Raw genomic sequence first — 26,643 nt, 5'->3', positions numbered from 1 at the left:
ACAGGCATAATCTGACAACTGCATGTCATATTAAATAAATCGTCAGCAATAATATTTCAAAGTATTTTCCAATCTTTCTTTTACGAGTTTTTTCACCCGCTCAGGCGCCATCACCCGGACTAATGGTCCATAAGAAAGGATGTAACCGTAAACCCATTCATTTTCGGGACATTTTAATTTAGCCAGAAAGCTGCCATCTTCCTGAACCTGAATCTGTGCTTCCTCAAACTCATCATACACCCGGTAAGCACAGGATGCATCTATATGAAGTGTTATCTCCACCATATAACTTTGCTCACGGTAACCTTTCTTTGCTTTGGATTCCTGTACCGGCAGCATTCTGTCAAAGTTCTCCTCCAATGCCTTCACCTGCTTCATTCGGGTAATCCGAAAAAGCCGCATTTCTCCTGCTTTCCTGCAAAATCCTTTCAAATACCAGCTCTTATCCTTGAACCAAAGCTGCAATGGCTCTACCTGTCTGGTAGATTTTACGCCTTCTGAATTATAATATTCAATCTGGATCACCTTTTTTAGAATAATCCCTTCTTTGATCTTCCCAAAGACCTTCTGCCGCTGATCGGTCCAGTCCGAAAAATCAACCTGTACCCAATCCGTTTTATGTGCCCCAAAAAGAGACCGCATTCTGGACAGCACTTCATCATTATCTGCCGCTTTAACCGCATTTAGACCCTGCAATCCCCACAGAATTTCCTGACGCTCCATATCCGACAAAACGGACTTGTCCAGTATAAAGTTATCCATCAGATGAATCCCGCCGCCTCTGCCTTTATTTGTATAAATCGGGATTCCCGCCTGGCACAGCGTATCAATATCTCGGTAAACTGTCCTTACCGAAACCTCAAAATGCTCCGCAAGCTCACGCGCCGTAGTCCCCTGTTTCTCCAATAATAAATATACGATTTCAAATAATCTGTTAATCTGCATGTGTCTCCTTCATTTTATCTGTCCAATTGAAATGTTAAAATATAATATATTACTTATTGCTTTCTTATTGCTTTGAATGTTATTATAACGCTTTCATTTGTGGAATAGAAGAGTTTTTTTGATAAGAGGTTCTTTGTTGTGGAAAACTGAATTTCTCTAGATTTTCTCCCTCTTATCTGCTATACTATTAAGAATCCACTTCTTACATATGTGGATATAAGATTCACACCAGGAGGATGAAAAACATGGCTTTAGACGGAATTGTAATTGCCAATATGGTAAAGGAATTAAACGATACCATATGTGGCGGTAAAATCAACAAGATTGCTCAGCCGGAAAATGACGAGCTGATGCTTACCATAAAAAATCAAAAAACTCAGTACCGCCTGCTGATTTCTGCAGGTGCCAGTCTGCCCCTTATTTATCTGACCAAGGTAAATAAGCCAAGTCCTATGACTGCTCCTAATTTCTGTATGCTGCTTCGGAAACATATCGGCAGTGGCAAGATTCTTCGGGTCTGGCAGCCGGGACTGGAACGAATTATTAATTTTGAGATTGAACATTTAAACGAACTGGGTGATGTGTGCATAAAAACCCTCGTTGTGGAAATCATGGGAAAACACAGCAACATTATTTTCTGCAACGAAGATAATATGATCATTGACAGTATCAAACATGTGTCCCTGCAAATGAGTTCTGTCCGGGAAGTACTGCCGGGGCGGACATACTTTATTCCAGAGACACAGCATAAATGGAATCCGTTAGAGGTTACCACGGAAACTTTTGCAGCAGAGATTTCTTCTAAACCAATGGCTCTTGCGAAAGCTCTCTATACGACATTCACAGGTATCAGCCCTCTGACGGCAGAAGAAGTATGCCATCGTGCATCCCTGGAATCTGACCAGAGCGCCAATAGTTTCAGTGAACTGGAATTAACCCACCTTTACCGTATCTTTTCCTTTATTATGGAGGATGTAAAAAACGGTATTTTCTCTCCGAATATTATATTTCAGGGTGAAGAACCGATCGATTTTTCCAGTATCCCGCTGACTCAGTACGAAGACAAAACCACGAAAATCTATCCAGGTATCTCGGAGGTTCTGGAAAATTACTATGCCGTAAAAAATACAATAACCCGTATCCGCCAAAAATCTTCCGATCTCAGAAGAATTGTCCAGACTGCTCTGGAACGTAACCGTAAAAAATACGATCTGCAGCTGAAACAGCTTAAGGATACGGAAAAACGGGATAAACATAAGGTGTATGGAGAACTGATCAATACTTATGGCTATAACCTGGAATCTGGCGCTAAAAAATTAGAGGCACTTAATTACTATACCAACGAAATGATTACGATTCCTCTGGATCCAACCTTAACTCCACAGGAAAATGCAAAAAAGAATTTTGATAAATACAATAAATTAAAGCGTACATATGAGGCACTGACTGATCTGATCGAAGAGACTCAGGATGAAATCAAACATCTGGAATCCATCAGCACTTCTCTGGACATTGCTTTGTCTGAAGAAGATCTGGTTCAGGTAAAGGAAGAGTTAATGGATTACGGTTATATTAAACGTAAATATACCGGCAAAAAAGTGAAGATTACTTCAAAGCCATTTCACTACCTGTCCAGTGACGGTTACCATATGTATGTTGGAAAAAACAATTTCCAGAATGATGAGCTTACATTTAAAATCGCTACCGGAAATGACTGGTGGTTTCATGCCAAAGGTGCACCCGGCTCTCACGTAATTGTAAAAGCAAACAACGAAGAACTTCCCGACCGTACTTTTGAGGAGGCAGCCCGTCTGGCAGCATATTATTCAAAAAACCGTAATGCGGAAAAAGTAGAAATAGATTATGTAGAAAAGAAGCATGTAAAAAAAACCAATGGCGGAAAGCCAGGATTTGTTATTTACCATACCAACTATTCTATGATTATTGACTCTAATATTTCCGGTATCGAACAGATTTCGTAATTTCAGGAGGATATGAACCATTATGAAAAAAGTAAAAATCACTGTATTGAAAACGACTTTAGACAAAGAATTAGCAAATGAATATGGAGCAGAAGGATTGACTGCATGTCCCATGATGAAAGAAGGGCAAACCTTTTATGCTGACTATGCAAAACCAGACGGCTTTTGCGATGAGGCCTGGAAAGCAATTTATCAATATGTTTTTGCTCTGGCACACGGCACCGGAAAAGACTTATTTTACTATGGCGATTGGATCCGGAAACCAGGAGTTGCGATCTGCAGCTGCAATGACGGTCTGCGCCCGGTTATATTTAAATTGGAATCTACGGCAGAAGAATCAGAGATTGAATACACCCCGGTTCGCTAAGTTAACATATGTCTGCATTGCCGCTGAATTGGCATAATGCAGAGGTCCTGGTGAATAAATTTCGCAATAAACGTGTATTATTTGGAGTTAATTGTGTTTAATAAAAAAGTTATTGTATTACCCATTTAGGGCAACGCAATAACTTTTAATTAAACCTATTATTTATTTCAATAATCTATAATACTTTACTCAAAAAGCTCTTCAGTCTTTCACTCTTTGGATTACCAAAGAAGTCTTTGGGATTATTTTCTTCTATTATCTGCCCTTCTGCCATAAACAGAATACGGTCTGCAACTTCTTTTGCAAATCCCATCTCGTGTGTTACTACTACCATTGTCATATTTTCTCTTGCCAGGTCTGCCATAACGTTCAGTACCTCTCCTACCATTTCCGGATCAAGGGCTGAAGTAGGCTCATCAAACAGCATCACATCCGGCTTCATACAAAGAGAACGCACGATAGCAATTCGCTGTTTTTGTCCTCCGGATAACTGGCTTGGATAAGCATTTGCCCTGTCAGCAAGCCCGACTTTTTCTAACAGCTGCATTGCTTCCTTTTCTGCTTCTTCCTGTGTCTTCTTCTGAAGCTTCATAGGCGCAATCGTCATATTTTTAAGTATTGTCATGTGCGGAAAAAGATTAAAGTGCTGAAACACCATTCCCATCTTCTGACGATGAAGGTTAATGTCTGTTTTTGGATCCAGTATATCTACACCTTCAAATAAAATATGTCCTGAAGTCGGCTCTTCCAATCGATTCAGGCAACGCAGAAATGTACTTTTACCAGAACCGGACGGTCCGACAATAAATACAACTTCACCGGAACGGATTTCTGTAGATACATCATTTAATGCCTTAAAATCACCAAAGGATTTTGTAAGATTCTGAACTCGAATTAAAACTTCTCCTCTATCGCTCACTGTTACGCAGCCTCCTTTCAAGACATTTTACCAGATACGTAAATATCATAACCAGTACTAAATAGATTGCCGCCACTGCCAGAAGAGGCATAGTCGCAGAATATGTCTGGCTTCGAATAATATCGCCGCCTTTTGTCAAATCCTGCAATGCGATATAACCAGCTACTGATGTTTCCTTTAATAATACGATAAATTCATTCGCCAAAGCCGGAAGTACATTTTTAAACACCTGTGGTAAGATAATATAAATCATAGTCTGAGGATAATTAAAACCCAGGCTTCGTCCTGCTTCAAACTGTCCGTTATCAATCGAAAGAATTCCTCCACGAATAATCTCAGCTACATATGCACCCGAATTAATACCAAAAGCAAGGATTGCAACCAACACCTTATTAATGTCAAAAGCAGCAAAAATAACAAAATACGTAATCAATAACTGTACTACTACTGGCGTTCCGCGGATTATGGTCAGGTATACATTACAGATGAAATTTAAAATCTTCAGTTTTCCTGTCTTTTCATAAGTCGAACGTATCACAGCAACCAGGAATCCCAATAAAATACCGATAAGTACTGCAAATAAAGTAATTTCAAGGGTCGTTAACAATCCGTCTGTAAGGTATTTCCAACGGTCATCTTTAATAAAATTCTGATAAAATTTTTCCGCCATAGCTTATCTTCCTTTGTTTTATTGTGCCTTAATATATTTATCCAGGATTTTCTGCAGTTCTCCTGAAGATTTCAGTTCTGCAAGTGCAGTATTTACCTTTTTCAATAACTCTTCATTATCTTTTTTGATAGCAATTGCATATTCTTCTTCTGTATAAGCTTCATCTAACATTTTGATGCCTTCATTCTGCTCAACAAACACTTTTGCCGGCTCACGGTCAATGATTACTGCATCAATTTTTCCCTGAGTCATTGCCTGTACTGCTTCGAAACCTTTGTTGTATCTTTCTACCGTAGCATCCTTGATATCTCCTGCATACTGATCTCCGGTAGTACCAAGCTGAACACCGATCTTCTTTCCTTCCAGGTCATTCGGGGAAGTGATCGGACTGTCATCTTTAACAATAACTACCTGTGTAGCTGTTGTATATGGATCTGAGAAATTAACATTCATAAGGCGATCTTCTGTTACAGTAAGTCCAGCAAGCCCTACATCTGCTTTTCCTGCATCCACTGCTACAATAATTGAGTCAAATGCCATATCCTCTACTTTTAATTCCATGCCCATGCTTTTTGCAATTGCTTCACCAATTTCCACATCAATACCAACTACATTATCTCCTTCGCGGTATTCATATGGAGGAAACTCCGCATTAGTAGCCATTACTAAAGTACCGCCTGTGGCTTCTGTACCTGCTGCCTCCGCTCCTGCTTCTTTTGTTTCGCCAGCTGCCGCTGTGGTTTTTTCCGTTTCTGCTCCTTTGCTTCCACATCCTGCAAGTGATAAAATAAGGGATGCAGCAAGTGCAGTTACAATCATCTTTTTCATTCCTAAATCCTCCTAAATAAAATGTAAAATAATTCGTAAAAAAAGAAAGACAGATTCAAAAGTTGCCTTCAACTGCTTTCCCGCTTAATCAAATTTAACACTAAATTTCTGGGTTGTCAACAGTTTCATGCATATAATTGTAAAATTAGTTATAAACATGCATACATATAATGCACAGTGCTTTTTACCTGTGCTAATCATAAGCACTTGCAGGGATGTTTATCATATGTTTACCATTTGTTTGCCGGTATCCACGTCTCGTACTTCATCATATGTCCCATTTTATTAACAACACGGCGCTGGGATGTATAACTGGAAGCTGCCTGTCTCATTTTTTTCAAATCCATTGCATTTACTTTATGTAAGGTATTGGCAAATCTTTTTATTTCATTTTTCTTATAATATTTACCAAAATATATTAGCCTGCTCATACTTGCGTTATTTGAACATATCCCAGTAACCAGGCTGCTTATCATCCTATGCTGTTTATGTCCATATTCCCCAGCTGGATTATGCGTAACAATTTTTTTCCAATGCTTATAAAAAATCAAATTTTTGATATCTTTAGTCATATCATCATAGCATCCGCTCCAATCATCCACGCTGCGGGTACCTTCCGTATAATCAGGATAGTGCATGATAATACTTTTTCCACCTGTTATTTCCATTGATCGATTGAATTCCATTTTTCGGGATAATCCATACTTCTGTGTAGATGCATTTGTCATGCATACAACTAAATAGTTTTCTTTTACTAAACCTTCTCCACCCCAAAGAATTTCATCATCCGGATGTGCAACAACCATAAGATTCTCAACATTTTCCAAATTTAACGAATCCAAAATGGATTTTGTTATATGCTCTGCATCAATATGATTTTTATCTCCATTGACCGGATAAGTAGTTTTTTTACCGTTTGGAGAAATAAAATGCCAAGAATCTCCAGCATTCTTCCAATAAGAAACCGACTTCCCATTGTCATCAAACCGATATGTTTTTCCATTCAAGCGATATTTTCCAACCATGCATTTCCCTTTTTTGTTGAAGTAATAAAGATTCTTTCCAATCTTCTTTAAACCAACATAAACTTGTCCATTACTCTGAACATAAAATTTATACCCATTTTTATTGGGTTTCGAATATTTCCATCCAGAATTTCCCTTATAAAGGACACCGTTTTTTTTAAAATACCATAAAGTCTGATCTATATAATGTAATCCTGTTATTGGCTTACCTTTAACCAGATAATATTTTTTCCCTTTTTTATTTACCCACCCATCTTTCTTTTTTTGGTGTTTTTCCTGATTCTTATTATCTTTCCTCCAAATTCTTTTTAAAGCTCGATTTTCTGGTTTTGCCATAACAGTAATCGGCATCATGCATAAAATCATTATAATTACAACCATTTTCATTAGTTTTCTTTTCATGTACAAACCTCCTCTTTTCTAATTTGTCTATTGTAAAATTATTTCTTAGCCCAGAATTACTCTAAAATCTGTTTAGGCATTTTGATTACATAATTCCCATTATAAATCCTGTATATCAATTTTTCAACACTTTTATATCAATTTTCCATCACAAGCCAAGAATATAAAGTATAATAATTACAAAAAATGACAGCCATAGATTTCCTATGACTGTCACATTCTTCTTATTTCTGCACAATATTAATAATTTTCTTAGGCACATAAATTTCTTTTACAATGGTACCCGTCAGTTTATCCGCAACTGCTTCTTTACCAGCCGCAATTGCATCTTCTTTAGAAATCTCTGCCGGAACATTAATAACAGCTTTTGTTTTGCCATTAATCTGTACCGGAACTTCAATCTCATCATCCTTCATCGCATCTTCATCATGCACCGGCCACTGATTCTTAAATACAGAACCGCTGTTTCCTAACTCTTCCCAAAGTTCCTCACTCAAATGAGGTGCAAATGGAGAGAGCAGAATCACTGCTGTCTCTAAAGTTTCCTGATCAATGCCGCCTTCTTTTTTAGCAAGGTCGATCATCTTATTATTATATTCCATAAAACCGGAGATTACGGTATTTAAGTTAAAGCTTTCCAGACGCTGTGTAATATCATGAACCATTCTATGACGGATTTTGACCATCTCTTTGGATGCAGCCATGTTTTTATCCTTATTATCCATTACCAGATTCCAGAAACGGTTGATAAACCGATATACTCCATCGATTCCTCTGTCATCCCACTCTGCATCTAATTCCGGCGGTCCTACGAAAAGTTCGTACATTCTAAGGGAATCACATCCATAATCATTAACTAAATCATCCGGAGAAACGACATTTCCTTTTGATTTACTCATCTTAATACCATTTTTACCGGTAATCATTCCCTGATTGAACAATTTTGTAAATGGCTCGTCAAAATCTACAACTCCAATATCGTTCAGGAACTTGGTATAAAATCTGGAATACAGCAAATGAAGAACTGCATGTTCTACACCACCGATATACATATCAACCGGCAGGAGTTTATCTGCTTTTTCTTTGGAAACCAGTTCTTCATTATTATGGCTGTCTACATAACGTAAGAAATACCAGGATGAACCAGCCCACTGAGGCATGGTATTGGTTTCTCTCTTTGCAGGCGCTCCACAAACCGGACATGTAGTATTTACCCACTCATCAATTCCAGCAAGCGGTGATTCTCCGGTACCTGTCGGCTGATAGCTCTCAACCTCAGGCAGTGTAAGCGGAAGCTGGTCTTCCGGAACCGGAACCGCACCACAGTGTTCACAGTGAACAATTGGAATCGGCTCTCCCCAGTAACGCTGTCTGGAAAATACCCAGTCACGCAGTTTATAGTTTGTGGTTACCTTGCCGATTCCTCTGTCCTCCAGACGAGACGGCAGATCACGTTTTGCATCCAGACTGCTCATTCCGTTGAATTCACCGGAATTAATCATAATGCCTGGCTCTGTATATGCTTCTGTCATATTTTCAATTTCTTTACCGTCTTTAGCAATTACCTGGACAATCGGAATACCAAACTTTGTTGCAAATTCAAAGTCACGGTCATCATGTGCCGGTACACACATAATCGCTCCTGTACCATAATCAGCAAGTACATAATCGGATAACCAAATCGGTACCTTGGCACCATTGATTGGATTTATTGCATAGCTTCCTGTAAATACACCTGTTTTTTCTTTATCCTGAAGTCTGTCAACAGAAGATTTCATGGACGCTTTGAAGATATAGTCTTCTACTTCTGCTCTTGTTTCATCCGTTGCCAATTCTTTAGCCATGGCATGCTCCGGAGCAAGTACCATGAATGTTGCACCGTAAAGAGTGTCCGGTCTCGTTGTATAAACTGTGATTGCATTATCTGTCCCGTCAACTTTAAAGTCAACTTCAGCACCATGACTCTTTCCGATCCAGTCAGACTGCATCTTTTTTACCTTTTCCGGCCAATCCAATTTATCCAGATCTGATAACAGACGGTCAGCATATGCGGTAATCTTCAGCATCCATTGTCTTAAATTTTTCTTGGTAACAGGAGTTCCACAGCGTTCACAAGCCCCATTTACAACTTCTTCATTGGCAAGTCCTGTCTTACAGGATGGGCACCAGTTAATAGGAAATTCCTTTTCATATGCTAATCCAGCCTTGAACATTTTTACAAATATCCACTGAGTCCATTTATAGAAATTCGGATCGGTTGTATTCACTTCCATATCCCAATCGTAAATTGCTGCAATTTCATTAATCTGACGTTTGATATTAGACACATTCTCTGCTGTAGATTTAGCAGGATGCACTCCCATCTTAATTGCATAGTTTTCAGCTGGTAGTCCGAACGCATCCCAGCCCATTGGATGAATCAGGTAATATCCCTGAAGCATCTTATATCTGCTCCAGACATCAGAGATTACATATCCTCTCCAGTGTCCTACATGAAGTCCATTTCCTGACGGATATGGGAACATATCCAGACAATAATATTTTGGTTTCTTACCATCATTTACATTTACCGGGTCAGCCTCCCAGTTCTTACGCCATTTTTGTTCAACCGCCTTATGATTATAAGGTACTGCCATTGTTCATTCCTCCTAAATAAAAATAGCCCTCTCGTCTTCTTATAGAGACGAAAGGGCTTTACTTTCCGTGGTACCACTCTAATTCATCCAAAAAGGATGCACTCATTAATTCTATAACGGGAATTCCCGCCTTAATCTACTAAATTCAATCAAGGAACTCCGAGGCGAGTTGGGAGTTTTATCGTTACTGCCTCGCACCATCCGGCAGCTCTCTGAAACGCAAGTACTCTTAATACTCCTCATCACAGTTTTTGTCATATCGACTAACTGTTATTCTAACCATTTCTTGGTCATTTGTCAAGGAGTAACCAAAAACAATTAGGATTAATTTTTGATTGCTATCGTCTCTGGTTAATTATTCCTTTCTATATCTGTGTTCGAGTATATTATGCACAAATTACTGATAGAATTGTAAAATTACTCATAATTTTATACTTTTAATTGGTTTTAAAAAAGTACTCACTGTCTGATTTTACTATTGAACACTGGAATAGATGCTTGATCGGAAAGGAGTGATTGGTTAGAATATATCCCATATTACTATTAATCATGCAAACATTAACCGGTAACGAACACTTTACCTAGTTTCAATATATCCCATATTACTATTAATCCTGCACTGCCTGCGGCACACCACCGCTACACTGCGTTTCAATATATCCCATATTACTATTAATCTCCGTCTGCGTTCTGGCTGTACCGGACATGGAAATAGTTTCAATATATCCCATATTACTATTAATCTAAAAATGCAGCTAGATATAATGCATCAAGATACGTTTCAATATATCCCATATTACTATTAATCTATGTTCCTATTCTTGAAAAGCCAGATTATGAAGGTTTCAATATATCCCATATTACTATTAATCGTAAACTTAAATTAAAAGTTGGAGAAGGATTATTAAAGTTTCAATATATCCCATATTACTATTAATCCTGTGTTGGCTCTAAGGTCGAAGATGTTTTTCTGCCGTTTCAATATATCCCATATTACTATTAATCAGGATATGCAAGACATTCTTACACGGGTTTGTCCGTTTCAATATATCCCATATTACTATTAATCGTATCACCAGACGTATGCTTCGCAAAAACGTCTGGGTTTCAATATATCCCATATTACTATTAATCGGTAAAAAATTTCAATTATGCAAAATCCCTAAATAGGTTTCAATATATCCCATATTACTATTAATCGCCATAACCAGCGCCCCTGCAAAACTTCCAGCTAGTTTCAATATATCCCATATTACTATTAATCCATATTTTCTAAGAAATATCCCAGTGTCGGTTTAGTTTCAATATATCCCATATTACTATTAATCCTGTTATATCACCTTGAGGATATCTTTCCTTCTGAGACAGCAGATATGCATACTGAAACATTTGATTTCCTAAGCCACCAGCAATCGATATAATCATTTTGAACTCCTTTCAAATTTTCATATGTTCATCAAGTGTTTATCTATATAGTTACTGTTTCATATAGATAGATCGTAAAAGAAACAATTAAGCCATTTTATATGTGCTTTCTTTTCTATTTTTCTTTCTCAACTTTAAAACAATACTTAAGAAAATCTTCATAATCTAAAAATTGAGGTGAACTATGATTCATTAATTCTTTTGTTTGGCTTATATTGCCACACAATACCATCTGACTATGAAAAACTGAGTTTTCTATTGCTTTATCTCCAGTTTCAAACAATGGGAAGTATTCACTAAAAACTTCTCTTGGTGGATTCTCACCCATACGTTCTTTATACCTTTTTGCCAACTCTTTTGCTTCTTCCAACTGCAAAGATATTCTCTTTATATAGAATTCTTCAATACTCATAATCCTTCTAGCTGGTGTACCTGCATAGACTCCATTTGATGGACAATCTTTAGTAACGACACTTCCTGCGCCAATGATCACATTATTTCCAATTATAACATTTCTGGTTATAATCGCATTCATACCAATAAAAACATTATCTCCAATCTCAACGCTACCTACGGCACCTAAAATACGTCCTTCTGAGATACTTTCATTATTGAAACGTTTAAGAACTGACCATGAGAAATCATGTGTCAAAATTTTTACACCATCAGTAATTCTGACATGATTCCCCAACTTTAACATCCAGGGATTTTGCACATCGATTACTGTTCTTGTTGGTACAAAGATTACACACTCTTCCCCTATCTGAACACCTTGTTTTCTCAAATAGTCGATGTAATCTTCAGATGAACATCGTTCCTTTAGAATCAGTTTTTTTATAAATCTCTTTATACTCATTTTTATTTATTCCTCCATCGTTACTTCTACAGTATTCTAAGCAAAAGTAATCCCTCGAGAGCGTACATGAAATAGCATCAAATTGAGAATATCTTTCACACTGAAAATATATATACACTATTTTTAACTTGATCATCGATTTTCGCAATGTAGTTTCAACTAATAAAATGTTCCTTTTTATAATGTCAGTATTTTTAATTGTCACCTATCACCATAGAGACCTAAAGTACGACCACCATCAACGATTAGATTTTGTCCAGTAATAAAATTAGAACTACTACTTAACATAAAATAAACTGCTTCTGCTATATCTTCCAGTGTGCCAATTGAATGCAAACAATTGGTAGACCTGAGCCATTCTTCCATATGACCATTGTATTCTCCACGTTGTATAAATCCCGGTGTAACACAATTTATATTAATGCCATATTGACCAAGTTCTAAAGCCATAGCTTTTACAAATCCTAACATACCAGCCTTTGCTGCCGCATATTCTGAATACATTGCTTTTCCTTGAATTCCAACTGTACTAGAGATGACAACTATTTTTCCTTGCGTTTTTTGCGCCTTCATGTACTGCGTTGCTTTCCGTGTGCATAACATTGTTCCACGTAAATTTGAATCCAACACAGAATCAATTATTTCAACTGATTGCTTATCAATTTCTGTTGCCTTTGTTCTCGCTCCACCACCTGCACAATTCACCAAAAGATCTAACTTTAAATTTTCAAAATTCTCACTAAACACCCGATCTACAGATTTCTCATCACCAACATCTACAATAAATGAATTAGCCCTAAGTCCAATTGATTTTATGTCCTTGACAACATTATCCACCGTACTTTCTGTTCGACCGGCAACAAAAACATTTGCTCCTTTTGATGCTAATTTAAAGCAGATTGCACGCCCTATTGCTCCAGAGCCACCTGTAACAAGAGCATTCATACCAACCATAGGTAATTTCAACTCCTGTTCAAGGACATACGGTCTGGTTACATTACTAATAGTCAATGACTTCTTGATTTTTTCTTTAATCTTTTTGGGAATAAATATCTTTATTAATCCTAAGCTCATTTTTCTTCTCCGTTTCTATATAAAGACTCAAACAATCTTACTATCATATATAATTTCTAATTGTATTTTTTCTACTTGATAAATTTCTTTAAAGTAGCCTTCATATTATTTGGAAGAACCTTTCCTATCTTGTGTTTAATGGTATCTGAGTTCGTGTAATAAGGTTCAACAATATCCCTAATACATTTGGCATCTGCCTCCATATTTGTAAATGCTTCAATAATAATTGGCATATTACAATCGTCTTGAATAGTTATTTGAATAGCCTTATCAAGTTGCTCTTTATCATTTGCCGATATATACTTAAAGCCTCTTGCTTCAGCCCATCCCCTTACACTTGTAGTATGAGCAGCCGCAATATGCTGATCCAATGTCGGTACATTTTTCACATTTGGATAGCTATGAAAAATAGCACCACCCGAATTATTACACACTAGAATACGTACATTATTGCCCACGTACTGATTCCATAATGCATTCATATCATAGAAAAAACTCAAGTCTCCTATCAATAGAAAACTCAGTTTTTTGCTCACATATGCCTGACCAATAAAAGATGACATAGACCCATCTATCCCGTGAGCACCTCTATTACCATAGATTGTTACCGTCTGATCAACGTCAAAATAGTTAGCCAATCGAATACTATTGCTGTTTGCTATATGAAGTAAGGAATTAGCAGGAATATGCTTAAGATACTGTTGGGTTGCATACATACTAGAAAACATAATCAATTCATCATTAAGAGAGCCCTTTTTACCTATAGTCAAATAATATGCATTCCAATCATCATAAAAAGAATGTTCTACTTTGACATTTGAGCATAACTCCCCAAACTTTTTAAAAAAAGTCTTTGGTGAACATTCAATAACATCCGGCAAACACTTGAAAGGATCAGACACTTCTCCTTTTGCAGAAACATGCCAATGTTGAAATTGTCTTCCACATGAATTAATTCGTCCTTTTATTTCAGAGACTGTATTCCCATTCATTGTTATGATAATATCTGGACAAAGAGATATTATCTCTTCATTACTTAACACACGCATTAAGGTAAACGTCGGTAAACTATAAGGACACTGCATATTAGATAATAAATCTCTCGAAACAACACAGTTGTAATTTTGTACAAATAGCTCTATGGCTTCTCTTTCTTCTTCAGAAAGAGGTCCATATTGTCCATAGATTATTAATATTTTTAATTTTTTTAAATAATTTGCCCTTTTTTTCCAAATTTCCTGAGAATCCTCAAGAGTTAATCTCTCCATCTTTCGGACATCTGGCAATACAGATTCATTGAACCTCACAATACCTTGAATAACAGGATAATCATTTTCAACAATAAAATTTATATGTACTGGTCCCATCTCGCCACGCTTTAGCTCCATTAAGGCCTCATTGCATATACGCGAACAATACCAAAAATCATTACTATCTCGAACATGTGGTAGAATAACTACCTTTTTGCATACCGAACTATAAAGCCCCTCTTGAGGAATCATCTGCTCTTCTTGTTGAAACATGTAATAGTGATTTCGATCTGCAGTGAGAATCAATAAAGGTAACTGTTGATAAAACGCTTCATTTGCTGCTGAAACATAATTTGCTGCTGCCGTCCCAGATGTACAACAAATAGCAACTGGTTCCCTCATTTCTTCAATTAATCCAAGCGCAAAAAAAGAAGCACTTCTCTCGTCAACCACTGAATAAGTAACAAAAAATTCGTCATGCTCAACACAGTAAACCAATGGTGTATGCCTTGTACCAGCAGATAGAACAATATGACGAATATTATTCTTTTTTAATAATGAAACTAAAATTTGAACATTTTTCAAACAACTATACATACTTAATTCCTCCTGACTTTATTAATTAAGTTCTTCGCCATGCTTTTCATGTATTCGTATTCACTCATTCGATGATAAGCCACCCAAAACAACAAATTAGGAATAACCATGCAGATTAAACCTTTGCCAACCATAGCAATGAACCCAGTTGACGGCATAAGATTACATACCAATAAAGAAATACCACCAGTAATCAGTGTAATAATTATATATACAATAATCTTTAAGAAGTACTCCATCGGTGAATTTTTAAAATAGTTTTTAAACAATACACTTGTCCCCCACGGAACATTTATAAAAACAGTGCAAATTAATGTTGAGATAATAACACCATTTATTCCAATAAGTTTGACAAGCACAATATTTACAAATAAATTTACGATAGTCGCAACAATAGGTCTAAAACGATCTTCCCACCAAAGGCCAGCTGCCTCCCGATAAGTATAAGTCATTGTTGTAATACGAGGGAGAAGAAAATATAAAACCATAAGTATCATTGTATTAAATGAAAAAACTAATTCCTTTCCAACCCACCATTCCATAAAATGTTGATACAGACAAAGCATACACACTGCGCACCAGCTACATATCCATCCATTCGCAAAAGTAAAATTTATGAAATCCTGATAATTTTCCTCTGGTGTATTTATAACCATTTTATTACCAACACCCGCAGTTATTGACGCAGTAATAATTATAAGAAACCCTACTAGTGCCGTCTGAATATAATAGTAGTTATTAAAAATTGCTAAAGGTGTCAATCCTAAAAAAGCAGAAATTACAATTGTATCTACTGATGTAAATACAGCATTATAGATTTTAAACGAAACAAGACCAATTATACGCTTTTTAATTCCATCCTTTACATCACTTGGAAGGGTTCCATAACATTGAATATCTGGAAACATTTTTTGCGCAAGATAAGCGTTTGCAAGATTAGTAATTATTGTTGCCAATGGTATAATAATTGCGTAAGCATAATAGTTCTTAAACGTCAAAAGTAAAACAATTTGAAAACAATTACTGACAGTTGAAACAACAGCTGTCCTCTTACTTATCAAGTCATTTCTCTGATGTGCCGAAAAAAGAGCAGCTTTATATGCAAACAAATAGTAACTAATAACCGTATTTGCTAAATAAATGATATACAGAACATACATATTCACATTTGCAGGTAAATCGCCCTTAACCAAAAATTTTAAAAACGGAATCACTGCAACACCGCAAATCATAATAATATTGCCGATAATAAAATATATCTTTTTGTATGCATTAAGCAGTGCACACAACATGTCCTTTTCATCTTCAGCAATAGGTTTATACATGCTAAAGACTATAGCAGTTCCAATACCTAATTCAGAAATGCTCAGCACTTGAAGAATTGATGTAAACAAACTATTTAATCCAACATACTCAGCTCCAAGCACTTTAATCATTACGGTTCGTGTAATAAATGGTAGTAATAGAACTGATATTTTTTCAATAACCCCCCACAGAATATTTCTAACAGCATTCTCGGTTCTTTCAATTTTCATTATAATTTTCCTCGTCTCCGCCAAAAGCATTTCTCAAAAATTGCTTAGAAAGAGCCTTTCTTTCTTCGAGAACCTTGTCTGCTTTTCTAAAATCACACAATAAATCTACTTTTTTATATTGATCAACTGAATCTACCAAACGTTCTCTCATTTCTACCATGTCCAGAAGGGTTTCTAATCTCGAAGACATTTCACCAAAACCTTCCTGATAAGGTCTTTGCACAGTAAAAAACAAGCGATGAAAAAGCAAGCTAAACACCGTTCCATGAAAAGAGTCTGTAAAAACCATTTCACTATTTTCTATCAAGCTAATAAACTCTGCAGGTCCAATTGCTCTAGTGTCACTCTTACTGAAGTCATGTAATTCAAATATGGCAAATTTCAATTCCTTGGCCTTAATCTCAATCTCTTGGTCAAGCTCAGGATTATCAACACCTAAAATGTACTTAAAGATATATGGTCTTGTGGGCTGATATTTACTTTTTCTAGCTACACTATGCCACTGCTCTCTAGAGAGTAACATTGTTGGATCAAGAACTGTTACAATGTCATTCCTATCGGTTAAATCCTGTACAATCTTTGTACCTGAGCTTTCTCTCATAGCTATAGCTTTAAAACCGTCAAGCCGTTTTAGAAATACATCATGATATTGTGAAGGAAGTTGATTCAATCCAATACTTGCTGCATAAGCAATCCTTTGTTCTGGTTTAGCAAATGTAAGAAATTCACGATCTCCGATAAAATCAAATAAAGGATTCCAAACTTGATCAGACCCTGCAACAAAAAAATCAAAGCTATTAACTAGACGATTGTTCTGTCCATCGCTTGAAACCATTCCTTTCGAATATGCAATTTTACAATCAAATCTTGCAAACATATCAATACGGCTTCTTCCTAGAATACATCTTATCATTCTCTTAATTCTTCCTTTGATGGTATTCCTTCCTGCTTGTGTATGTATAGTCTTACACTGACCAAACTCATTTAAAGTTTCCTGCAATGCATAGTTTTGCAGACGATTTCCATAGTTTATACTTTGTATTGTCATAATTGCAATCCGTTTCATAGCTAATAATTCCTTCTTTCGTAATGATCCATTTTTATATAATTACTATTACACATTATAAATATGAAAAACATTAAACCTAGTTTTCATCATACCAAAATAAGACATTAGACTACAACTCTCTTTAGCTCAAAATTTATATTCTTTCCAATTTTTGAGTTTTTCCTTTTGTAGCTTTTAATATAGCCAAGCCAAATATAAATGCAGTTGACAGATTTATCTCTACTGTTGCTGCTAATAACATAGCCAAAATATAAATTACAGTTGTATAAGCATTTTTATTATTCTCAAAATCAATATTCTTTACCGAATCATACACCATCCATAAGAAACAAATCGTGCCAAACAAACCATACTTAATAAGGATATTAAATAATCCATTTTGGGGATTCCCATACCCCATCATATCATATACTACTGTATTTAAATGACCGTATCCAAACAAAAACTGTGTTCTAAATATTTCCAACAATCTTGAATATATTTCAAGTCTACCTGTTAACGTAGAATCACGTCCTAAAACCTCAACAACAATCCATTGTATACGACTGCTCGAAGCAATAGATCCTCCAACTAATACAAACAGGCTCGATAAAATAAGTAGAGTCATTATTACATATGGTCTATTTAATTTAGATGCAATTTTACTTTTAAAAATGCTTAGTATAATAATCAGTGCAATACAAATAATTCCTGTTATACAGTCTGCAAGATAACATGTGTAAAAAAGAAAAGAAAAAGCAATGATTTTTCTCACAAAATACTTATTCGGATATTTTGTAAGAATTATGCATGACAAAAACATGTAAAAATACGACACTACAAATTTATTTCCAACAAGAAAATGTGGTAAAACACCTTCAGTTGCAATACCATTACCTTTTGTAACAAGAATAAAGGTACCAGAAACCAAAACAATAATGAATAACCATTTATATACAATATCGTAGACATCATTTATATTATTTCTTTCCACTACGCCAATAAGTGATACATATGTTGCAATCAGTACTAACGCATACACCAAACCATTTACTATTGAACTGGTTACACCAACATTTACTATGTCGGAAATCAGAATGGAAAATCCATAAAACATGACAGGTAAACTTTGTCTGAACAATCTTTTTTTTCCTTTTTGTACAACAACTAAAATACATATGCAGGCTAAGATCCCACGCAAAATCATTGTGGGAAATGACACAATTAATGAAATATCGCAACAAAAGAACAGAGTAATTGGGATGAGTAATTTTAATAAGTTTACCTTTACTTTCATATAAATATTACCTCCTTTCTATTCAAATCAACCCCTTGTGTCTAAAAAGGGAAAAGCAAACTCTTTTCATACTACAGGGAAAATATTTAATAATCGAATAAAGCAACTTATGCTTTTTGTGCAACAATTGTTTATATTGCTCGACTTCCCCTATCAACTCTTTTCTTTTTTTATTTTGTATAGATGAACGATTACAGAAATCCGAAGTTGAAACCATATAAACATATTCTTCGACTAGTAGATTAATGTGTAATTGTCTTGTCTGTTTCCAAAATTCTGTTTCTAATTCTTGATATGTAGAGAGAAGTTTCTCTGTACATTTTTTAATAGAAACTCTTCCCTTTATATTCCTTTGATTCATAGCACTGCCCTGTCGTTGTACATAAACGTATAATGGCATATTAAAATACACACTTTTTTCAATATACATCATATATTCTACACAAAACAAAGTATCTTCCCAAATTACTATACCTGGTAAAAAATGTATATTATTCCGATCTATTATATTTTTGCAAAACATTTTATTCCACAAATATCCATGATATCCTTTATCTCCATATAATCCATTAAGTGTTTCATCTCTGTTCTTTATCTCACTCACTCCACTGCTGGTCGAAAAAGTTGACATAAAACCATTCGTGTCCGTAAAATAATCCGCTATCACTAATTCAACTTTATTCTCTTTCATTTTCAGGAGCATCTGTTCAACATAACATGACAAAGCATAATCATCACCATCAATAAACACAATATAATTACCTATAGCAATTTTCAAACCTTGGTTTCGAGCAATGGCTACACCCTCATTAATCTTGTGAAGTACTTTAATTCTTTTGTCTTTCAATGCCCATCGTTCACAGATTTCGCCACTACAATCTGAAGATCCATCATCAATTAAGATAATTTCTAAGTTGCTATACGATTGAGCACAAATACTTTCAATACATTTATTAATATATTTCTCTACATTATAAACAGGAATAATTATTGAAACTAATTCCATCATCTACACTCCGTTTTCTTTAAACTTCTACTTTTATTTGTAGCCATTGCAATCAAATACAACAACACTGCCCAACTATGCACTAATGCCATATTTACAATCTTATGTTTAAGTGGATTACGCGTATATGGATATCGTTTTAAAACTTGTTTAATATAAATATCTTTAGATACTGAACGAATTTTAGAGATTTTATGGTGTACGCTCGATGAAGCAATTGCAAAGATTTGAGATCGAACTCCTCCCAAAAAGCGTCTATCTTCTCTCAAATTAATTATATCATTATCAACAAATATACTGAATCTAGCACGAATCTCGTCCGATAGAACAATTTGACGTTTAATTCTTGTCTCATCATATACCTGAGAAAGAGACATAGGATTTACTCGATAATAATACAAACAATCCTTAATATATGTCACCCTTTGAGAGTATTTTAAATAATCAATATGATAAATAATATCCTCACACATAATCAGACGTTCTGAAGGAAACCTTACACTATGTTCTTTAATAATACTCATGGAATATATTGCATGCCATACTGACATATAAAGATTTGCATCCTCTTTATCTTCCGGCTTGCTTCCGACCATTTCTAACAAAACCATGTTAATAATTTCATTACCCACAAAAGTCTGACCATCATAACCCGTCGGGATTTCCTGTTTACTGCCGTCATAATATACTCTGGTCAAACCACAATATACGGTATCGGAATTAGTCTTCAATGCAGTATGAACTAACCGTTCCACCATGTTATCTGCAATATAATCGTCTGAATCGATATACATCACAAATTCTCCTGAAGCAATGTCTAATCCTGAATTTCTGGCAAATCCTAAACCAGCATTTGATTTGTGAATAATTTGAATTCTTGAATCCTCATTAGCCCAACCATCACAAATTATGCTACTTGAATCTGTTGATCCATCGTCCACAAGTATAATTTCCAATTTCTCATATGTCTGTTCTACAATGCTTTGAACACACTTGTCTAGATATTTTTCCACATTGTAAACTGGCACAATCACTGATACTAAAGGCTTCATATATTATTTCCTCACAATTATTTTTTCTATAGTCTCTCTTTTCTGATATACGAGCATACCATCTGGTATAACACCCTTAATTATCGTTCCAGCTGCAATTACACAATTATTACCAATAACAGCCCCTTTTAAGATTGTAACATTTGCTCCAACCCATACATTATTGCCTATCGAAATAGATGTCGAAACGAATTCTGGAGAATCATTATTGAAATTATGATCATGATCTACAATAACAAGATTATTTCCAAATTTACAGTTATACCCAATGGATATACTCTCAATACTAGTAATAGAGGAATTAATATTAAAGAAACAATGATCACCAATAGTCAATTTACCACTGCGAACTCCTATATACAGATACCCTCTGTTCTGATTATAATTGCCAATTGAAACTAAAGCGTCTTTCCCAATCTCCAACTTCACCTTTTGAAACGCTTGAATCAATCCGATATCGATCTTTTTTCCATAAATCATCTTTGACTTCACGACGAAAAAAACTCCCCTAATATACTCATAAATCGGTCTCACACTATCACTCCTTCATATGTACGAATAATCTGCATTATATGATACTCAAGGGAATATCCGTTTTTCACAATGTTGATACTTTCATTTGCTGCCAAATGCGTCCATTTTTTATCTTGTAATAATCTGACAATACCATCTGCCATTTTCTCTGTGTCACCAGGTTCACAACAATACCCATTTTTTCTATGATGAACAATTTTAGGAATACCACCCACATTTGTACTTACAATAGGAAGTCCGTATCCCATTGCATCCAGTATTGACATAGGCATTCCTTCGTTATATGACGGAAGAAAAAAAACATCTGCCTCACGCATAAATTTATCTTTTTCTGCACCACGAATCCAGCCTGGAAAAATAACATGGCTCTCAATGCCAGCTTCCTGAAACATCTTTTTCACATTCGCCTCGTCTATATCCCTTCCCGCACCGCCAATAACAAATTTTACATCCTTAACAGTCTTAATAACTATTTTTACTACAGCCGGAATGTCAAAACAGCCCTTTCTTTCACCTATTTCTCCAAGAAATAAAACAATGTTATTTGATGGCCGAATCAATCGTTCACCAAGACACTCTTCGTGTAATGTACTATAGTTTTCAATTATTATGATTTTATTATCTGGTACAATTTTCGAAAGTCTTTCTTTCCACTCCGAAGAAAGAGCGATTAGCAACGAACATTTTCCATACACCTTTTTAATTAAATCCTGTTTTTTCTTACTTGCGTGTATATAAAACTCTTCAAAATCAGCACCATGAATGTGATTTATAATTGGTTTTTTAACCCAAGATGCCATATAAATAAAAGGCATTTTTCGATAAAAAGAGGGACCAAAAGAAGAATGAATATGTACTAAATCAGGGCGATCGAAAAGCAATACTTTTGCGAAATGAAAATAACCGGAAATTCCTTTCAACAATTTTGTAAATACACAACCGTCCTTATATGATTCTACATAAATCATATTATAGTCACTTTCTAATTTAGAGCCATAATAACCACTAATTACAGCAGCGATTCCACCTTTAACCATTTTATCTTGAACAACCATGCAGACTTTCTTTTTTCTAACTTCCATCTATTTTCCTCTTAAGTAAACATTCCAAATAAACTTACTATTCGTCATTAAATATCGTTTAAATAGCCGTTTGTGATCTTGCATAAGGCGATATAGCCATTCCAAATTTGCTTTTTGCATCCACTCCGGAGCTCTCTCTATATTTCCAGCAAAATAATCAAATCCAGCTCCTACACCTATCATAAAACCTTCTATTTTACCCTGATGATCATCCATCCATATTTCTTGTTTTGGTGCCCCCAATCCTATCCAAATAAAATCGACTTTTTGGGAGTTAATACTATTAATAATTGAACTATCTTCCTCTTCAGTTAATGGTCTAAAAGGCGGACTGTACATACCAGCAATTTGAATACCCTGATACTCCTCTTGAAGTTTTTTGTATAATTTCTTAAGTGTTTCTGGCGTACTTCCGTAAAAGAAATGGCGATATCCTTTTTCCACACTGATTTTAAAAATCTCACCCATATAGCTTGGACCGGTGGTACGATTCATTTCACCAAAACCACGTTTTCTTCCAACTGATGAAAGAGGTCCTCCATCTGGAATAGCCATGATACCACCATTTTGAATTCTTCTATATTCTTCATCTTCATAAGCTGTCACTGTTGTATGCACATTAGAAACACACATATAATCCCCTGACAACTCTTTGATGTTCTTTTCTGTAAACTCAAGCAGCCATTTCATATTGATAGCCGCAATATCTACCCCCATTATTAGACATGTAGGAATCGTGCTTTTATCAACTTTTCTAATAAATAGTTTACTATTCTTTTCCAAAGCACTTTCCTCCTATACTCATATGCTTTAAAATTTTTCTCCAGTAATTATAAAAACCTTAAAATTTATTATTCTAAAGCACGACAAACAGCGGGGAGAATTTAATCTATCCGCTGTAGCATGCTTTCTTTCCTAGGTAAGAAAATATAAACAAAAGATTGAACCTTTTTTCACGACTATCTCTTGTATCTTTTATGCCGCAACCAAGTTATGCCAAATTCATATTTTGTCACATTCATATTATAATTTCTTCCTTATATTACTCATGTCTAATATTATTTAAGCATATTATAACAAATGCTTTTTATGCCTAATTATTATAAACGCACATTAAATATAATAAGATAACAAGTAATATATTAAATACAACTATCTACTAGCTTGCATGCCTATCCCCAAACAAAACCCCCACCGTCTTCACCAATATCTTCAAATCCATCCCAATATCCCAACTATCAATATACTGAGAATCCAACTCCACAACCTCTTCAAAATCCGTTATGTCACTCCGCCCACTAACCTGCCAAAGACCAGTCAGCCCCGGTTTCATACTAAGCCTCTTCTTATGATGAGATTCATACTGCTGAAATTCCCCTACCGTAGGGGGTCTGGTACCAACCAAACTCATATCTCCCAACAGCACATTAAAGAACTGAGGAAACTCATCCAAACTTGTTTTTCTTATAAACTTACCAACCTTCGTAATACGCGGATCATTATCCATCTTAAACATCAGCCCACTCATCTTATTCTGCTTCATAAGCTCTGCTTTCCGTGCTTCCGCATCAATATACATAGAACGATACTTAAACATCTTAAATCGACGTCCATTTCTACCTACCCTCTCCTGCTTAAAGAAAATAGGCCCTGGAGAATCTATCTTTATAATCAGTCCAAGTATAATGGTTAGTAACACCGTAAAAATACTTCCTACCAACCCACCTGCAATATCCATAGCCCTTTTAGCAATATTCTGAATAGGCGAAATCTCTCTTCGGCTGGAAGCCAACGTCGTAAATCCACCTATCCTGATAATTCTCTCATTTGTCAATTCCATCCCAAAGTTAGCCAGATTAATATATAACATACTGCCTATATCACTAACAAGATTTATTAACTTCTGAAAATCATCATTCTTCATATTTCCATCTAAAAAGACAGCATCAACCACATTCTGTATAACATACTGCCGTACCGTACTATGCCCGGCTACCACAGGAACTCCCGCTATCGTTTGCCCTGTCATTTCCTTATCCAGTATTGCGCAGCCAAAGACATCATAAAACCAATCGTCATTTTCATTCATGCTTTTCAGTATAGCACCAATCTTATCAGATGTAGTAATCACCAATAGCTTCTGGCTTGTCCCATTACCTTTATGCTTGGTATTAAAATATTCCTTATACCAATAACGAACAATCCAGTCAAATACTATCTCAAGCAAGTAGAATACGATAAATACGGTTCTTGAAAACTCTTTTCCTTTGCCAAGCATATACAGACTCACAATCAGCAGGGCAACTTCAAATGTGCTGATTTTTAACACATTCCGAAATTCCCTGTAGTATCCTCTGTGAGACATATCCTTATAGGGATCTAAAATCTTAATCAGTACAACCCGCAATACCACAAGCAAAAAGTACCCCAGCAAAAACACACTGCTCTGAAATAATGCTATACTGCCTGTTCTTAAATAGATACACAAGAAATAAACTGCCGTTAGTATCGCAAACTCAATTATTGCTATATAAGTTCTATATAATTTATTTGCACGTGGGTTCATTCATAACTCTCCCGTTTCCTATTAATATAATCTAATTTCCCGCTACTGCCTCTTTTGCTGCATTTTGAACATCTTTTTCCCCATAACCATAGCCATAATAACCGCCATACTTTTTACCATAATATTTTCCATAATAACGGCCATAATAACCTTTTCCATCCATATCAACTTTATTTAATACTGCACCTAAGATTTTACAACCGCTCTTCTCCAACTGCTGTTTTACCTTCTGAGCAAATTTATAACTAATAATATCAGCTTCAATTACAAATACAGCACCATCACTAACTGTGGAAACAATCGCTGCATCAATAATGCTTCCCAATGGCGGACAATCAATAAATATGTATTCATACTCCGGACGTAACCGGGCGATTAATTCTTCAAATTTATCACTGCCCAGCAATTCTGATGGGTTCGGAGCCACTGGCCCCGTAAAGATAAAGTCCATATTTTCTATATTTGTACTGCACAGACAATCATCCAATGCACATTGTCCGGTCAGATACTCTGATAAACCTTGAACCTTTTTATCCGCCTGATATCTTGCAACGGTTACTGATTTACGAATATCTGCATCGATCATCAATACTTTCTTCCCAGCCTCTGCCATAGAACTGGCCAGACGGAAGACTAATGTTGATTTTCCTTCGTTTGGAAGGCAGCTTGTAAATGAAACAACTTTTATTTTTTCTCCACAAAATTGAATATTCGTACGTAAAGTTTTGTATGCTTCACTTGACTGGAAATTTAGTGCATCTATTTTTTCAAAATTTACTTTTTTCATAATCTTCTCCTTACCGCCTGAATGGTAATCTTCTCTGTCTGGATTGTTTCTTATTTTTATCACCAGTTGGTATTGTTCCTAATGTTGTAATTCCAAGATACTTCTCAATGTCATCTGCTGTTTTAATGGTATCATCCATCATAAAGATCAATATGATAATAAATGCAGCAACAACTGCTCCTAAGAGACCTGCTATAGCACAATTTTTCACAGTACTTGGGCTGCTCTTTGTCTCAGCAATATGTCCTTTTTCTACAATACTTGGCTTATCCTCCTGCTTCATTATGTCTGCAATCCGATCAGATGCAACTTCAGCTATCTCATCTGTTATTGTCTTTGCCATTTTCGGATCGGGATCCGTGACCGTGATTGTTATAATACGAGTGTCTGCAGGATTTGCAATCTCAATTTTCTTTACCATCTGTTCATACTTAATATCAAGTTTCAGATTTTTAATCACTTCCTCTAAAACCGGGCGGCTTTGCACTAATATAGAATAATCTTTTGTAAGCTGTGAACCCATCTGAATATCCGCCAGAGATGTTATGCTTGTTGATTGTGTCAAAATATACAACATTGATGAAGATTTAAACTGAGGTGTAATCATTGTCTTTGTAAATATTCCGGCAACTCCGGCACATACTACCATTGCCAATACTATAATCCACAATTTGTGCAAGAGGACAAAGAATATTTCTTTTAAGTCAATTTCCACTTCGTCGTTTTGTAATTGATTGGTTTCCATTCGTAATTACCTTTC

Annotated in this window: 22 protein-coding genes, 1 CRISPR repeat array and 1 other annotated feature; of the genes, 2 read left to right on the top strand and 20 right to left on the bottom strand. The window is 35.6% G+C overall.

Annotation, left to right across the window (positions count from 1 at the left end; translation table 11 throughout):
• Positions 1–42 precede the first annotated feature (42 nt).
• Complete coding sequence (locus tag CD03_RS0112200; RefSeq protein ID WP_027293884.1) at positions 43–945, bottom strand: helix-turn-helix transcriptional regulator; 903 nt, start codon at positions 943–945, stop codon at positions 43–45.
• Between the two features lie 245 nt (positions 946–1,190).
• Here CD03_RS0112200 and CD03_RS0112195 point away from each other — a divergent pair, with 245 nt between their 5' ends.
• Both CD03_RS0112195 and CD03_RS0112190 read left to right on the top strand, forming a co-directional pair.
• The gene (locus CD03_RS0112195; RefSeq protein WP_027293883.1) at positions 1,191–2,927 is read left to right on the top strand and encodes an Rqc2 family fibronectin-binding protein; all 1,737 of its coding nucleotides are present in this window, start codon (positions 1,191–1,193) and stop codon (positions 2,925–2,927) included.
• A 22-nt stretch (positions 2,928–2,949) separates the two neighbouring features.
• Positions 2,950–3,294, top strand: coding sequence for a TIGR04076 family protein (locus CD03_RS0112190; protein WP_027293882.1), 345 nt, complete (start codon positions 2,950–2,952; stop codon positions 3,292–3,294).
• A gap of 175 nt (positions 3,295–3,469) precedes the next feature.
• Here CD03_RS0112190 and CD03_RS0112185 read toward each other — a convergent pair whose 3' ends face one another.
• From CD03_RS0112185 to CD03_RS0112095, 19 genes are all read right to left on the bottom strand, one after another.
• The gene (locus CD03_RS0112185) at positions 3,470–4,213 is read right to left on the bottom strand and encodes an amino acid ABC transporter ATP-binding protein (protein WP_027293881.1); all 744 of its coding nucleotides are present in this window, start codon (positions 4,211–4,213) and stop codon (positions 3,470–3,472) included.
• Positions 4,203–4,883, bottom strand: a complete 681-nt coding sequence (locus CD03_RS0112180; RefSeq protein ID WP_027293880.1) for an amino acid ABC transporter permease — start codon at positions 4,881–4,883, stop codon at positions 4,203–4,205. Before CD03_RS0112180 ends, CD03_RS0112185 begins: the two co-directional genes overlap by 11 nt.
• 18 nt (positions 4,884–4,901) lie before the next feature.
• Entirely contained in the window at positions 4,902–5,711 is an 810-nt protein-coding gene (locus tag CD03_RS0112175; RefSeq protein WP_027293879.1) for a basic amino acid ABC transporter substrate-binding protein, read from the bottom strand.
• A gap of 230 nt (positions 5,712–5,941) precedes the next feature.
• On the bottom strand, positions 5,942–7,123 hold the full coding sequence (locus CD03_RS37205) for a PIG-L family deacetylase (protein ID WP_197041660.1): 1,182 nt from the start codon (positions 7,121–7,123) through the stop codon (positions 5,942–5,944).
• 239 nt (positions 7,124–7,362) lie between these two features.
• The gene (gene leuS, locus CD03_RS0112165; RefSeq protein ID WP_027293877.1) at positions 7,363–9,774 is read right to left on the bottom strand and encodes a leucine--tRNA ligase; all 2,412 of its coding nucleotides are present in this window, start codon (positions 9,772–9,774) and stop codon (positions 7,363–7,365) included.
• A 40-nt stretch (positions 9,775–9,814) separates the two neighbouring features.
• Positions 9,815–10,029 (bottom strand) — a binding site (T-box leader).
• Positions 10,030–10,293: 264 nt separating this feature from the next.
• Positions 10,294–11,102: a CRISPR direct-repeat array (repeat unit 30 nt; unit sequence GTTTCAATATATCCCATATTACTATTAATC).
• Between the two features lie 212 nt (positions 11,103–11,314).
• Positions 11,315–12,055 (bottom strand): acyltransferase, encoded by a 741-nt coding sequence (locus CD03_RS0112160; RefSeq protein ID WP_044289329.1) that lies wholly within the window; start codon positions 12,053–12,055, stop codon positions 11,315–11,317.
• A gap of 201 nt (positions 12,056–12,256) precedes the next feature.
• Complete coding sequence (locus tag CD03_RS0112155; protein WP_027293875.1) at positions 12,257–13,129, bottom strand: SDR family NAD(P)-dependent oxidoreductase; 873 nt, start codon at positions 13,127–13,129, stop codon at positions 12,257–12,259.
• Positions 13,130–13,200: 71 nt separating this feature from the next.
• Complete coding sequence (gene menD, locus CD03_RS33330; protein ID WP_052377777.1) at positions 13,201–14,976, bottom strand: 2-succinyl-5-enolpyruvyl-6-hydroxy-3-cyclohexene-1-carboxylic-acid synthase; 1,776 nt, start codon at positions 14,974–14,976, stop codon at positions 13,201–13,203.
• Positions 14,977–14,978: 2 nt separating this feature from the next.
• Positions 14,979–16,511: a lipopolysaccharide biosynthesis protein gene (locus CD03_RS0112145; protein WP_027293874.1), complete on the bottom strand. Its 1,533-nt coding sequence runs from the start codon at positions 16,509–16,511 to the stop codon at positions 14,979–14,981.
• Entirely contained in the window at positions 16,501–17,577 is a 1,077-nt protein-coding gene (locus CD03_RS0112140; protein ID WP_027293873.1) for a polysaccharide pyruvyl transferase family protein, read from the bottom strand. Before CD03_RS0112140 ends, CD03_RS0112145 begins: the two co-directional genes overlap by 11 nt.
• Before the next feature lie 136 nt (positions 17,578–17,713).
• Positions 17,714–18,856 carry an O-antigen ligase family protein gene (locus CD03_RS0112135; protein WP_027293872.1) on the bottom strand — a complete coding sequence of 381 codons (1,143 nt, stop codon included), beginning with the start codon at positions 18,854–18,856 and terminating at the stop codon, positions 17,714–17,716.
• Between the two features lie 22 nt (positions 18,857–18,878).
• On the bottom strand, positions 18,879–19,865 hold the full coding sequence (locus CD03_RS0112130; RefSeq protein WP_081820233.1) for a glycosyltransferase family 2 protein: 987 nt from the start codon (positions 19,863–19,865) through the stop codon (positions 18,879–18,881).
• Complete coding sequence (locus CD03_RS33325; RefSeq protein ID WP_044289327.1) at positions 19,862–20,914, bottom strand: glycosyltransferase; 1,053 nt, start codon at positions 20,912–20,914, stop codon at positions 19,862–19,864. Before CD03_RS33325 ends, CD03_RS0112130 begins: the two co-directional genes overlap by 4 nt.
• Positions 20,915–20,917: 3 nt before the next feature.
• Positions 20,918–21,448 carry a DapH/DapD/GlmU-related protein gene (locus CD03_RS0112120; RefSeq protein WP_052377776.1) on the bottom strand — a complete coding sequence of 177 codons (531 nt, stop codon included), beginning with the start codon at positions 21,446–21,448 and terminating at the stop codon, positions 20,918–20,920.
• Entirely contained in the window at positions 21,445–22,530 is a 1,086-nt protein-coding gene (locus CD03_RS33320; RefSeq protein ID WP_044289325.1) for a glycosyltransferase family 4 protein, read from the bottom strand. The genes CD03_RS0112120 and CD03_RS33320 overlap by 4 nt, the downstream gene beginning before the upstream one ends.
• Positions 22,531–23,313, bottom strand: coding sequence for a WecB/TagA/CpsF family glycosyltransferase (locus CD03_RS0112110; protein WP_330377181.1), 783 nt, complete (start codon positions 23,311–23,313; stop codon positions 22,531–22,533).
• A 376-nt stretch (positions 23,314–23,689) separates the two neighbouring features.
• Complete coding sequence (locus CD03_RS0112105) at positions 23,690–25,096, bottom strand: sugar transferase (RefSeq protein ID WP_027293868.1); 1,407 nt, start codon at positions 25,094–25,096, stop codon at positions 23,690–23,692.
• A gap of 31 nt (positions 25,097–25,127) precedes the next feature.
• Positions 25,128–25,883: a CpsD/CapB family tyrosine-protein kinase gene (locus CD03_RS0112100; RefSeq protein ID WP_027293867.1), complete on the bottom strand. Its 756-nt coding sequence runs from the start codon at positions 25,881–25,883 to the stop codon at positions 25,128–25,130.
• A gap of 10 nt (positions 25,884–25,893) precedes the next feature.
• Positions 25,894–26,628: a YveK family protein gene (locus CD03_RS0112095; RefSeq protein ID WP_027293866.1), complete on the bottom strand. Its 735-nt coding sequence runs from the start codon at positions 26,626–26,628 to the stop codon at positions 25,894–25,896.
• Positions 26,629–26,643: the final 15 nt, after the last annotated feature.

Source organism: Robinsoniella sp. KNHs210, from assembly GCF_000686105.1.
Taxonomy (GTDB): domain Bacteria; phylum Bacillota; class Clostridia; order Lachnospirales; family Lachnospiraceae; genus Robinsoniella; species Robinsoniella peoriensis.
This window is presented reverse-complemented; position numbering and strand designations above follow the sequence as displayed.